We start from the raw sequence: 13,265 nt of genomic DNA, 5'->3' as shown, positions 1-13,265 counted from the left end.
AATGAAATCATTAAGTGTAAACAATTTACTTGGAATTAAACATCTAAATCGTGAAGATCTAGATTTAATTTTTGAAACTGCTGATCATTTTAAAGAAGTAATCAATAGACCTATAAAAAAGGTTCCTTCTCTTAGAGATATTACCATTGCGAATTTGTTTTTTGAGAACAGTACCAGAACGAAGCTTTCTTTTGAATTGGCAGAGAAAAGATTATCTGCAGATGTTATAAATTTTTCAGCTGCGCAATCGTCGGTAAAAAAAGGTGAGACATTGATCGATACGGTAAATAATATTTTATCGATGAAAGTTGATATCGTGGTAATGCGTCACCCGAATGTAGGTGCAGGTGTTTTTCTTTCTGAACATGTTGATGCAAAAATTATCAATGCTGGTGACGGAACACATGAACATCCTACACAAGCCTTGCTCGACTCTTATTCGATACGCGAAAAGTTAGGAGATGTCGCAGGAAAAAAAGTTGTTATTATTGGTGATATTTTGCATTCACGTGTCGCCCTTTCAAACATTTTTGCGCTAAAACTTCAAGGAGCAGAAGTAAAAGTTTGTGGTCCGACGACATTGATTCCGAAGCATATCGAAAGTTTGGGAGTAAAAGTAGAAACGAACCTTAGAAAAGCACTAGAATGGTGCGACGTTGCGAATGTATTAAGAGTACAACACGAGCGTATGGATATCAAATATTTTCCATCAACACGAGAGTATACTCAGTTATTCGGAATCAATAAAGAGTTGTTAAACTCCTTGGATAAAGAAATTGTGATCATGCATCCAGGTCCTATAAACAGAGGGGTTGAAATTACAAGTGACGTAGCCGATTCAGATCAATCGATTATATTAGATCAAGTAGAAAATGGTGTTGCAGTTCGTATGGCTTGTATATATTTATTAGCCGAACAAATCAAACGTTAATTAGCTTTCAATCATTGTAAATTTTTTGTGAAATGAATATTGAAAAAAAAGAAACATATACTTTAATAAGTCCATCTGAAAATTCATTAGAAAGTTTTCTAGCTGCTATTGATTTTTCTAGTTATGAATCAGAAAATTTAATTATTAATTTTTTAGACGCTTTCAATCTTAGCGCTTCTGATGTAGATGCATTTTCTGATATTTCTATGAAAAAGAAAGAAAATGGTACCTCGTTTATTTTGATTACAGATACTGTAGAGATTGACGATTTAGAAGACGAAACATTAAGCGTTGTGCCTACATTGATAGAAGCAGAAGACACTTTAGAAATGGATGCAATTGAAAGAGATTTAGGCTTATAATCAAACAAAAAACATGAGCATAAAACTCACAATTTTAGGATGTCATTCTGCTACTCCAAGACTCAATGCACACCCAACTGCTCAGTTTTTAGAAATCAAAGAACGTCACTTCTTAATTGATTGCGGAGAAGGAACACAAACCTTGCTTCGAAAACACAAGGTACAATTTGCCAAAATTAAACATATATTTATTTCTCATCTGCACGGAGATCACTTCTATGGATTGATTGGATTGATATCGACATTTGGATTACACAATCGTGAAAATGATCTGCATATCTACGGTCCAAAAGGAATCAAGGAAGTCATTACACTACAATTGAAACTGGCAAAATCTTGGACAAAATATCATTTGTATTTTCACGAATTAGAAAACAAAGAAAGTGAACTAATTTTTGAAGATAAAAAGGTGCAAGTTTTTACCATTCCTTTAGATCATAGAGTATATACAAATGGATTTTTGTTCAAAGAAAAATTAGGCGAACGAAAATTGAATATGGATGCTATCCAACTGAATCCAGAAGTAGAAATCTGTGACTACCATAACTTAAAAAAAGGAAAAGATTTTGTTTATGAAAACGGTATCGACACGATTGCAAACGAAAAACTCACCTTCCCCCCTAAAAAACCATTGAGCTATGCTTTTTGTAGTGACACCGCGTACAAACCAGACATAGTTCCCTTCATAAAATCTGTCGATCTATTGTATCATGAGTCTACATTTTTAGAAGACAAAAAAGAATTAACCACAAGAACCAAACACTCGACTGCAAAAGAAGCCGCATCTATTGCAAAACAGGCAGAAGTGAAACAACTGATCTTAGGGCATTACTCTTCACGATACGATGATTTAGAAAAATTTAGAGAAGAAGCACAGTCAATATTTTCAAACGTTTCATTGGCAGAAAGTGGTAAGATTTTCGAGATTTTCTAACTCTGATATTTGTTAAAAGTTTCTGCTTTCAGAGATACTCTTCCTTTTATTTATTGTTTAAATTTGTGCATATAGCACCTTTTAAAAATCATTCAATGCAAAACCCACTCCTAATTATCGCCAATTTTATTATAGCCAGTGTAATAGGATATCTTATCGGTAAAAAAATTGCAAAACTAAATGCTGAAAAAAATGAAATTGCTTTATCTGAAAAAAACAATTTATTACAGCAACAACTGCAGCAATTAAATGAAACTTTTCTAACAGAAAAATCGACTTTGCAACAAACCATTGCAAAGTCCGAACAAACCATAGAATCTCTTAAAATAGAGCACTCTAAAAGCATGGAAGCTCTAAGAAGTCAGAAAGAAGAAGAATTAGAAAAACTTCGACAAACCAACAATCAACTATCTATAGCATTCACGAAACAAGAAGCTGAATTAAAAAATACAGAAGAGAAACTGACAGAGAACAAAAATGAAGTAGAAAAACTTCAAGAAAAATTCACCAAAGAATTTGAAAATCTAGCGAATAAAATTTTAGACGAGAAGTCAACCAAATTCAAAGAACAGAATAAAGAAAGTATCAGTGAGATTTTAAACCCTTTAAAAGAAAAAATTCAAACATTTGAAAAAAAGGTAGAAGACACAAACAAAGAAAGTATTGTTCGAAACTCAGCGTTAAAACAACAAATTGAAGGTTTAGAAAAGCTCAATTTAAAAATGAGCCAAGAAGCCATAAATCTGACAAAAGCATTGAAAGGTGACAGTAAGACTCAAGGAAACTGGGGAGAATTAATCTTAGAGAGGGTCTTAGAAAAATCTGGATTAGAAAAAGGTCGCGAGTATGATTTAGAAAAAAGCTTTGCTACAGAAGAAGAAGGAAAAACAAGATTACGACCAGATGTCATCATCAACCTACCGGACAACAGAAAAATGGTGGTGGACTCTAAAGTTTCATTAACTGCCTACGAACAATATGTCAATGCCGAAAATGAAGATGAAAAGCTAGTTTATATAAAGGAACATGTGAATTCTTTAAAACGTCATGTAGATCAATTGAGTGCCAAAAAATATGAAGATTTACATCAAATAGAATCTCCAGATTTTGTGTTGTTATTTATCCCTATTGAACCTGCATTTGCCGTTGCCTTAGAAGCAGATAGCGAACTTTACAACAAAGCTTTTGTAAAAAATATAGTGATTGTTACCCCTTCTACGCTACTTGCTACACTGCGAACGATTGATAGTATGTGGCAAAATGAAAAACAACAAAAAAATGCCATTGAAATAGCGAGACAAGCCGGTGCTTTGTATGATAAGTTCGAAGGTTTGTTACAAGATTTGATAAAGGTTGGTAGAAAAATGGACGACACAAAAAAAGATTACAGTGCAGCTATGAACAAACTTTATGAAGGTAAAGGGAACTTAATTAATAGCGTTAACAAAATTAAACTACTCGGAGCCAAAGCCAAAAAATCTTTACCGACTTCTATACTAGAACGTGCTCAAGAAAACGATTTATAAAAATACTATGAAAAAAATTATCTTATTATTTACGCTGCTGATCGCAAACAACAGCTTTGCTCAAGACTACATGGACAAGATTATCGACGACACTTGTAATTGTCTAGATAAAGTAGCCGATACCATTGTTGGTGAAGATTTTAATATGCAATTGGGTTTGTGTATGATAGATGCCGCAAGGCCGTATAAGAAAAAAATTAAAAAAGACCATAAAATAGACCTTAATAATATTGATGAGGAAGGAGAAGCTCTTGGTGAACTTATCGGTTTAAAAATGGTTGGTGTATGTCCAAATATACTGATCGAAATCTCTAAAAGAAGTAAAGAAACTGTTCAAAAGGAAGTGGTCGCACAAAACACGATTACTGGGAAAATTACAAAAATTGAAGAAGATCAATTCGTGAGTTTTTCTTTAAAAGACGGGGAAGGAAAAACCAAAAAGTTTTATTGGTTGAACCATATAGAGAGTGATATAGACCTCTATACTGAGTACAAAAACCTAAAACATAAAGCCGTTAAAATCACATACAGAAGTGAAGAATTCTTCGATCCAAGAATCGGCGAATACCACACGTTCAACATCATCTCTAAAATTGAAAAAATAAGAACCAGCTCAGGTAGTTTGGTTAGCAGTATATAAAAAAAGCCGTTTCGAAATCGAAACGGCTTTTTTATCAGATATCTTTTAAATTACGCTTTAAAAGTAATTTTACGCATTCTTAAATTTTCAGGAGTGATTTCTAAGTATTCATCTTCACGAATGTACTCCATACACTCTTCCAATGAAAAATCAATTTTCGGAGCAATTTTTACAGCATCGTCATTACCAGAAGAACGAACGTTTGATAATTTTTTTCCTTTGATAAGGTTTACAGCCATATCATCCACTTTACTGTTTTCTCCAACAACCTGACCTTTGTAAATCTCTTGATTTGGATCGATAAAGAAACGTCCTCTATCTTGTAATCTATCAATAGCATAAGCTGTTGCCTTACCAGTTTCAGAAGAAACGATAGCTCCTTTTAAATCATCGTTAAATTCACCTTTGTAAGGTAAATACTCACTAAATCTGTGGTTTATAATTGCTTGACCTGCTGTAGCTGTCAAAATCTTATTTCTTAAACCAATCAATCCTCTTGATGGGATGCTAAATTCTAAGTGTTGTAAATCTCCTTTAGGCTCCATAATCAATAAGTCTCCTTTACGCAAAGAAACAAGGTTTACAGCCTTAGAAGAAACTTGTTCTGGTACATCAATAGATAAAGTTTCAAATGGCTCACATTTTTTACCATCGATTTCTTTAAAAATTACTTGTGGGCGCCCCACCTGTAATTCATACCCTTCACGACGCATTGTTTCAATCAAAACTGATAAGTGCAATACACCACGTCCAAATACGTTAAATTTGTCCTCAGAATCAGTTGTTTCAACTTTCAATGCTAGATTCTTCTCTAGTTCTTTGAACAATCTATCACGCAAGTGACGAGAAGTTACAAACTTACCTTCTTTTCCAAAGAAAGGAGAGTTATTAATCGTAAACAACATACTCATTGTTGGCTGATCAATCTCTGTTCTTGGCAACGCTTCAGGGTTTTCTAAATCTGCTATCGTATCTCCAATTTCAAAATCTTCAATTCCTGTAATAGCACAGATGTCTCCACAAGCAACTTTATCTACTTGCGCTTTACCCATACCTTCAAATACGTGTAATTCTTTGATTCTTACTTTTTTAGTAGTACCATCAGATTTGCAAATAGTGTAGTCTTTATTTACTTCTAAATCTCCACGGAACACACGTCCGATAGCAATTCTTCCTGTAAATGAAGAGAAATCTAATGATGTGATTTGCATCTGAGGAGTTCCTTCGTTGTAAGGAGTTTCTGGAATAGACTCTAATACAGCATCCAATAATGGAACGATATCTTCAGTTTGATTTTTCCAGTCAGTACTCATCCAGTTGTTCTTAGCAGAACCGTAGATTGTTGTAAAATCCAATTGCTCTTCAGTTGCTTCTAATGCAAACATCAAGTCAAATACTTTCTCATGAACGATATCAGGAGTACAGTTTTCTTTATCCACTTTATTCACAACAACAATTGGCGTCAATCCTAATTCTAAGGCTTTACCTAATACGAAACGTGTCTGTGGCATAGGTCCTTCAAAAGCATCAACCAATAATAAAACTCCGTCTGCCATTTTCAATACACGCTCAACCTCACCACCAAAATCGGCATGGCCAGGAGTATCAATAACGTTAATCTTAGTCCCTTTATAGTTTACAGATACGTTTTTAGAAAGGATTGTAATCCCTCTTTCACGCTCTAAATCGTTGTTATCCAATAAAAGATCGGTTCTTTCTTTTCTTTCGTCCAATACTTTTGCTTGGTCGATTATTTTATCAACCAACGTAGTTTTTCCGTGATCGACATGGGCTATAATAGCGATATTTCTAATTTGCATACGTGAATTTTAAGGTTGCAAAAATACTATTATTAATTGAAAAAAATAGCTTAGAAACTTTTATTTAATATAGAACTCTAATTAAAACCAAAATATTTTAATGGATCAATGGTTTCAATAGGGAGTTTTCTACCAAACTCTACTCCAATTTCATCGGAATGTTCTTCAACCCAAATACCTGAAATGACAGAGTTTGTTAAAAATTCGTAACTCACAACACCGAAGTACTCTTTGTTTTCTTGTTCGTACACAAATTGAATGCTTAAGATATTGTTCAATAAAATTCCGTAGCCTGATTGGGTGTCTTCACCTTCAATCAACCAAGTTGCATGAATTTTGTTTTCTGAAAATTTTAGTGATAGTGTACCAAAATATCCTTGTTCTGCACTATCAGAATTTGCACCAATTATTTGATAGACGCCTTCAATCGATGTATTAGTTACCGATGGAAATAGCACTTCTGAAGTGTCAATACAAGTTCTTCTTAATTCTAGCTCATCTTCAAACTGTCTATCACTTTTAGCATTTTTGGTGATTCTGGCACGTAATAGTTTCGAAGATTGCTCGAGCCATTTACTTACTTTAGGATGCATCAAGCCTCTTGTTTTAATTCTATTACTGTGATTTCTGGCCACATACCTACTCTACCTGGAAAACCTAAAAAACCAAAACCTTTGTTCACATAAAGATATTGTTTGGCTTCTTGATACAAACCTGCCCATCGAGCATATCTAAATTTTGCAGGACTCCATTTGATAAACCCAGGAATTTCAACTCCAAACTGCATACCATGGGTATGACCAGCTAAGGTTAAATCTACTTGTGTTTTATGAGGTACCGTTTTTAAATCCCAATGTGTTGGATCATGAGATAATAAAATTTTAAACGCATTTTCATCAACTCCTACCAATGCTTTGTCCAAATCTCCTTTTTGTTTGAAACCTTTTCCCCAATTTTCCACACCGACAACCGTTATTTCTTCACCATCTTTATGCAATGTAACATGCTCATTCTTCAACAAATGAAACCCCATTTGTTTATGATACACATCCATCAAATCAGCGTTTTCTTTTTTGGCATCACTAGATGGCCATTTGTTGTAATCGCTGTAATCATGATTCCCCAAAACCGAATAAACTTGAGGTTTTATTTGTTTAAAGGTATCAATAAACGGGAGCACTTCTCGAGAATCACCATTTACTAAATCACCAGTGAACATTACAACATCTGCATTTTGTTCATTGATTAAATCTACTCCATGCTGTACGTCAGAAATACTATCAAAACTACCCGAATGAATGTCCGAAATTTGAACGAGTTTGAATCCATCAAAAGCTTTGGGCAAGTTCGGAAAATTCAACGTTAAGTTCTTTACTTTGTAATTGTATTTTCCTTTGGTAATTCCATAGAGCATTCCTGCAAACGGAATTGAAGCAATACCTAACCCAAGTTTAACGATAAACTTTCGTCGTTCTTCGAAATCTGCTTCTGGAGTATACCCTAGAAATTTAGCAAACAATTGAAAACAATAATTCATAACTCTTACGACATCATCAAACACTAAGAATACAAAAAACAACAATTTGAAAATGATAAAGGAAAAACTAAGTCCTATCAATAAATTTCTACTAAGGGTGGCATTGAGCGTTCTTTCTTGAAAATACTGAATCATTACATACACCCCGATATAAGAAACAATTGCTAAAACGCAATAAATTAGTAAAATATAAAGTTGGAATTTACTTTTGGAAAAAACACTTCTCAATCCAAAAAAAAGATAGGCATCTAAGCTTAATAGAACACCCATAAAAATCAATAATCTTGTCATCATATTTGTACAGTAAACACTACAAAGTAAGTGTAATTAAAAAAGTATTCATACAAATGCTTCATAAAAAAATATTAATTTTATTTTATTCAATAATTAGTATAAAAAAAGGCTAGAAAATTTCTAGCCTTTTTAATATAATTATATTTCTATTACTGTTTGATCGTGTAATAAATGCCTACGTTAAACAAGGGTTGTTTAGACATGTCAAAATCGATAGTAAACTCTTCTTGTAACAAACCGATAGATGCTACTCTTCCAACGACTCCCCATCTATCTGCTAAGGAATAAGCAAAACCTAAGTCGACAAAGGCATCAAAATAAGAAGATGAAACTCCTGCTACATCGGTACTTACATACCTAGCATTTGCGCCAGCATACAAAGAAAACTTATCACTCATAGCATAAAACTTTCTGAAGTACACATGAGGTTTGAAGGTTTTGGTATCTACATTGGCTGTCGTAGATTTTTCATACGATAGAACCGCACCAAGTTGTAAGGTTTCAGCCATCCAATAACCAGCTTCAGGAGCGATTTTATAATTGTCAGAAGTATAGCCAAGAGCTCCTCCGATATAAACACTTCCTTTTTGTGCCAAAGCACCTGTACTTACTACTAATAACAAAATTAAAATAATTTTTTTCATCCTTTTAGTTTTAAAGTTAGTTCAATAAATATAACGATAATAATTATTGATAACTTTTAAAGCACAAAAAAAAACAACAAATGGTATCTCTTTATTAATATATAAAATTAATTACCTTGAGATTAACACCTTCTTTGAAAACACGCCTTTACTCGTTTGAATTTTAGCAATATACACTCCCGAAGTTAAATCATTTACTTCTATCGTTTTTTCTATTGTTTCATTATTAAAGTTTTCCTGAATCAAGGTTAATCCAGTTAATGAATATAACGAAAAGTTACTTATTACGATATCCGTTCCTTTTATAATTAGCCCCTCTTTCTCTTTATTGTAATAAACAGATAAATTATTAGAAATGGCAGCATCTATAGAGAGGCTATTTGCAACTTTAAGAACGATAGCAAACCTGTCTTTATGTGTACCTTGTTGTAATGGAATGGTAGTACTAGACATTTCTAAATCTGTAAGATCTCCATTCTCTTTATCTAACAAATATACATGATGCGGATAATTTTTAGTCGCATCTAATTTTATAGTAACTTCTGTATCATCTCCTAAAACGATTGCCAACGGAACCTCTAATTCTTCTTCAAGATATGGGATTCCACTTATCACATAGCGAAGATCATTGGCTAAATCCCAATACATATCAGATGCGTAATGATCAAACATTGGCGCATCATACCCTCGATCAACTTCCATACTCAAACCTCTTGGAGAAGTTACCAATTGTCTGTGAAAAACACCTTTGGGAGTGTCATATTCAAACCCAATTCGTACAATTTGCAAATCATCGGTTGCTGTTTTCTTCTTTTTGCCATTCGATTTGAAAAAAACGGCCGAACCTATATCTCGAAAAGAATTTTTAAATCTTATTTCGCTATTGTCTGAGGTGCCTGCTACCATAAACCCTTGTCCAACCGCAATAAATTCATTCGGTTCTTTTGTGAAATCAATTTCCTCACCGTTAACAACAATAGAAGCAGCAGGACTAGAAAGGCCTCCAGCTCTTGTGGCATACCCTCCTTCATAGTCTGCTTTATAATGGCTATCTCCCGAAGGCTGATCCCATAAATAAATATAACCATCTGTGATATCGTTATCGAAATGATAAGAATTAAAATCATCGGCATTGATTACAGAAGGATATGGATTTCCTAACAGATAATAATTGTTTTGATCTAAATCTAATTTTATAGTTCCATTATTTGGTTTCCCTACAAATACATAATTGGTAGAACTTCCTGTACCTTTCATTGTAAATCCACTTCCTTTTAATTTCTGAGTGAACTCATCCATGTAACTCCAAGCTTGTGCATTATTGAAATGATACAACCAATAACTGCTAATCGTATTTAAAGAACCATCTATTCCGGTTGTAAAATTTGGTATTGTTAAAGAAGTAAAATCATTTGCATCATTAGCGATAAACAAATTCGTAGCCAAATTATAAGTATTGGTATCTCTTACCGGTGACCCCCAATAATTAAAACGGTGAATCGAACTCGTACCCTCAGAAACCATTTTATAGATGGCACCTCCTCCTTTGTTAAAATCATCATCATCTAAGGTTTGAATCAACTGTGCATCCCCATACAGATATATTTCTCCTTCCAATTCTAACACATCACTTACCGTTAAATCTTTTCCATTTTCAACCGTAACAACTGCACCAGATACTACTTCCATACATTTACAGTTTGCCTCAGTTGGCAATACCACACTCTGCTTAATTTGTACAGATTTCAGCAAGTCTGTTGCTGAATTATCTAAAACACCTGCCGAATTTCCACCCGACCAAGAATCGCTTTCATATACTATCTGTGCATCGGGATTCTTTCGAATTAAAGTAAACACTTCTCCATCTGCAATGTCTATATTTGAAAAAACAAGATTAGAACCTGTTAAAACTCCTGTTTCTAGCAATCGATGTGCACCATCGGAATAATTGGCATTGCCATCTTCATCGATTAGTAAATCAAATTCTCCTGGATTCGAGAAACCTGTAAGATCAAACTGAAGCGTAACTCCAGTTACATTTCCTGTGTTTTTAACTTTCCAATCTCTATCAAATCCAATATAATCATACTCACAATTGCTAATACCTGTAATCAAGGTAGGAAACACCAATTCACTAATTACAGCATCTGTGTCGTTATTTCCCCAAGCGAAAAAATCTAAATCATCATCAAAAGAATTTGTGTTTGCAATATTTGAAGTTTTGATTTCGTTACCTAAAGCAACTGTCAAAATCGCATCGGCATTTGTAGATCTCGATTGTTTTTGGTTCAAACTTGAGTTTTCATCAAGACCAATCACTCCAATATCATTCCAATACGTCATATCATCCCAAATCGTAACTCCAGCATCTGAAGCGCTATATTTCAATGAAGACGTATTTAAAGTAATTCCATATTTAACAGCCAAATAAGATTCAATTTTGTTAATATCCTCTGGTGATATGGTTTGATTTTCGTAATAAATAACTTCTGAAATAGAACCATCGTAATATGCATTATTTGCCGCACTATTAAAAGTACTTGCTTCGGAACCATCCCCTACATAGCCATATCTAGTAAGCGAACTATTGATAGGTGCACTCGTTACATCTGCAGAATAATCTTCGTTCCCATTCACACGAATTTTCGTCTCTTCAGTTACATTCGTGTCAAAAATAAAACCACCTAAATTCGCTGTACCATCATTGGCTGTCTCCACACCAAAATTATCTTTTATACCACCAGAATTATAAGCAAACTGCAATGTACCATCACCATGAATTGAAGTGTTAAACCATTCACTTCTATCAAAATCTAAAAATGCCCAATTGGCAGTATTCACACTTCCTGATGTTCCTGTATTAGAAAAATCGGTGTTGAAAACAGTCCAAACATACACTTGATTCAAATTATCAGAACTTGTAAAATTCTTGTCTTTGATTGGCATTCGATCATTACTACCATCAAAGGTAATATTCGAATTAAAATTTGTCATTGAAGAATTTGTCGGTTGATTCGTTGAGGCACTTTGAGATAAATCATACCCATTGAATGTTTGATCTGTTACATTACTCACACTACTACCTGAACTAGTAACACCTACGTCAGATTTAAACCAAATTTCTAAACCACCTACAACGCCACCTGGAGCTTTGGTAGTCTGAGTCATAACAAATGAGACATAAGAGTTATTCGCAATATTTACTTCAACATAATAATGACTTGGCCCCTCTGTCATAGCATATCTTGTATCGCTGCCATCGAAAGAATCATTTGCACTCACTATTAGATCGACAGATTCTCCCGTAAAAATAGATTTGTCAATTGCAATAAATACATCCCCTACATCTCCATTTTTTTCTTTAAACAACCATGTTTTATTAAATAAATATTCTGACCCACTACCCCCAAATGCAGAAAATCCGTCTGGTTGATTGTTATGACCAAAAAACAACGATTTTCCTTCACCGACATCCGATCTACTTTCATCAATATTAGCAGAAACATAATCATTATCAGTTGAAACAATAAGTGCCTCATAATCATTGGACTTTGAAATTTTTTGATGCAAAGCTCCTGTATCATCTTGAATGATACCTGCCACTCCATTCCAATACCCTACAATACTATTATCCCAAACAGAAGTGTTGGATGAATTGACATAATTTGTAGTACCAACATCTAAAGTAATTCCATACTTCATAGCCAAATACGATTCAATTTTTTTGATATCCGTGGCATCTAAATCGCCTTTGTCATAAAAAATTATTTCAGCAATATCTCCATCGTAATAAATATTGTTTTTAGAACCATTAAACGAACTTGCTTCCGAACCATCCCCGATAAAACCATATCGATTTGCCGAAACAGTAATATTTGAAGAAGTGTTGTTATTTACATAATCTTCAAATCCATCTAAACGCATTACAGATTCATTAGATTCATCTCCATCAAACAAATAACTAGCAATATGGGGCAAACCATTATTCGTAACAGTGGTGGCCACCAAATCTTGAGTTCCTTCAGATTGAAAAGACATGGCCAATCTTCCGTTACCATGTATATAGAAATTAAAAGATTCACTTCTGTCAAAATCTAAAAAAGACCAGTTACTTGAGTACGAATTATTTGAAAAATCTGTCGCATACACAACAAAAGCTGAAAGTTCGGACAAGATTTGGCCATTAGCATAATTCAAACCTGAAATAGCAAACCTATCAGATGTACCATCAAAAGTAAAGGTACTATTGAAGTTGAAATAATTTGATTGTATCGCTTTTTCCGAAGCAGTTGGCTGTTGGGCATTGTTGGTATCATCACTTCTATCTTCCCACTCTAGTGTTCCAGTGTCAGAAACTCCAAAGTCACCACTGTACCACAAAGACATTTTCGTCTTACCGATACCACCTGGTGACTGCCCCTGCAAATTAATACAGAGAGCAAAAAAGCTCACAAAAACCAATAACTTTCTCATCTTGACAAAATTACAGCTAATGAAAAGGAAAACTATTAAAGAATGTTTATAATTATTTCATTAATTCTCTAGTGTTTCCCAGGTTTTAAACGAATTAAAATGCT

10 protein-coding genes are annotated in these 13,265 nt (G+C 33.9%); 5 read left to right on the top strand and 5 right to left on the bottom strand.

Annotated elements, in window-relative coordinates; genetic code table 11:
* Position 1: 1 nt before the first annotated feature.
* The 5 genes from F6P99_RS05920 (at position 2) to F6P99_RS05900 (ending at position 4,393) form a co-directional block, all read left to right on the top strand.
* Positions 2–931 (top strand): aspartate carbamoyltransferase catalytic subunit, encoded by a 930-nt coding sequence (locus tag F6P99_RS05920; protein ID WP_152286539.1) that lies wholly within the window; start codon positions 2–4, stop codon positions 929–931.
* A 32-nt stretch (positions 932–963) separates the two neighbouring features.
* The gene (locus F6P99_RS05915) at positions 964–1,293 is read left to right on the top strand and encodes a ribonuclease Z (protein WP_152286538.1); all 330 of its coding nucleotides are present in this window, start codon (positions 964–966) and stop codon (positions 1,291–1,293) included.
* Between the two features lie 13 nt (positions 1,294–1,306).
* Positions 1,307–2,227 carry a ribonuclease Z gene (locus F6P99_RS05910; RefSeq protein WP_193316010.1) on the top strand — a complete coding sequence of 307 codons (921 nt, stop codon included), beginning with the start codon at positions 1,307–1,309 and terminating at the stop codon, positions 2,225–2,227.
* Positions 2,228–2,322: 95 nt separating this feature from the next.
* The gene (rmuC, locus tag F6P99_RS05905) at positions 2,323–3,753 is read left to right on the top strand and encodes a DNA recombination protein RmuC (protein WP_152286537.1); all 1,431 of its coding nucleotides are present in this window, start codon (positions 2,323–2,325) and stop codon (positions 3,751–3,753) included.
* Positions 3,754–3,760: 7 nt separating this feature from the next.
* Positions 3,761–4,393 carry a hypothetical protein gene (locus F6P99_RS05900; RefSeq protein ID WP_152286536.1) on the top strand — a complete coding sequence of 211 codons (633 nt, stop codon included), beginning with the start codon at positions 3,761–3,763 and terminating at the stop codon, positions 4,391–4,393.
* 50 nt (positions 4,394–4,443) lie between these two features.
* On the opposite strand, the gene typA is transcribed toward F6P99_RS05900, so the two are convergent.
* The 5 genes from typA to F6P99_RS05875 all read right to left on the bottom strand — a co-directional run bounded on the left by typA (position 4,444) and on the right by F6P99_RS05875 (position 13,161).
* A complete protein-coding gene (typA, locus tag F6P99_RS05895; protein WP_152286535.1) occupies positions 4,444–6,213 on the bottom strand; it encodes a translational GTPase TypA in 1,770 nt (589 codons plus the stop codon).
* Between the two features lie 77 nt (positions 6,214–6,290).
* Entirely contained in the window at positions 6,291–6,806 is a 516-nt protein-coding gene (locus F6P99_RS05890) for a hypothetical protein (RefSeq protein WP_152286534.1), read from the bottom strand.
* Positions 6,806–8,044 carry a metallophosphoesterase gene (locus F6P99_RS05885; RefSeq protein WP_152286533.1) on the bottom strand — a complete coding sequence of 413 codons (1,239 nt, stop codon included), beginning with the start codon at positions 8,042–8,044 and terminating at the stop codon, positions 6,806–6,808. Before F6P99_RS05885 ends, F6P99_RS05890 begins: the two co-directional genes overlap by 1 nt.
* Positions 8,045–8,193: 149 nt before the next feature.
* On the bottom strand, positions 8,194–8,688 hold the full coding sequence (locus F6P99_RS05880; RefSeq protein WP_152286532.1) for an outer membrane beta-barrel protein: 495 nt from the start codon (positions 8,686–8,688) through the stop codon (positions 8,194–8,196).
* Positions 8,689–8,799: 111 nt separating this feature from the next.
* Positions 8,800–13,161 carry a T9SS type A sorting domain-containing protein gene (locus tag F6P99_RS05875; RefSeq protein ID WP_152286531.1) on the bottom strand — a complete coding sequence of 1,454 codons (4,362 nt, stop codon included), beginning with the start codon at positions 13,159–13,161 and terminating at the stop codon, positions 8,800–8,802.
* Between the last annotated feature and the right edge of the window lie 104 nt (positions 13,162–13,265).

It is taken from the genome of Flavicella marina (genome assembly GCF_009193215.1).
GTDB lineage: Bacteria > Bacteroidota > Bacteroidia > Flavobacteriales > Flavobacteriaceae > Flavicella > Flavicella marina.
Note: the sequence above shows the minus strand (reverse complement) of the source record. Positions and strands in the feature narration are given on the sequence as shown.

Coding starts and splice junctions, on each gene's coding strand:
- F6P99_RS05880 (WP_152286532.1), bottom strand. CDS start 8,688: ATGAAAAAAATTATTTTAATTTTGTTATTAGTAGTAAGTACAGGTGCT.
- rmuC (WP_152286537.1), top strand. CDS start 2,323: ATGCAAAACCCACTCCTAATTATCGCCAATTTTATTATAGCCAGTGTA.
- F6P99_RS05910 (WP_193316010.1), top strand. CDS start 1,307: ATGAGCATAAAACTCACAATTTTAGGATGTCATTCTGCTACTCCAAGA.
- typA (WP_152286535.1), bottom strand. CDS start 6,213: ATGCAAATTAGAAATATCGCTATTATAGCCCATGTCGATCACGGAAAA.
- F6P99_RS05890 (WP_152286534.1), bottom strand. CDS start 6,806: ATGCATCCTAAAGTAAGTAAATGGCTCGAGCAATCTTCGAAACTATTA.
- F6P99_RS05900 (WP_152286536.1), top strand. CDS start 3,761: ATGAAAAAAATTATCTTATTATTTACGCTGCTGATCGCAAACAACAGC.
- F6P99_RS05920 (WP_152286539.1), top strand. CDS start 2: ATGAAATCATTAAGTGTAAACAATTTACTTGGAATTAAACATCTAAAT.
- F6P99_RS05885 (WP_152286533.1), bottom strand. CDS start 8,044: ATGATGACAAGATTATTGATTTTTATGGGTGTTCTATTAAGCTTAGAT.
- F6P99_RS05915 (WP_152286538.1), top strand. CDS start 964: ATGAATATTGAAAAAAAAGAAACATATACTTTAATAAGTCCATCTGAA.
- F6P99_RS05875 (WP_152286531.1), bottom strand. CDS start 13,161: ATGAGAAAGTTATTGGTTTTTGTGAGCTTTTTTGCTCTCTGTATTAAT.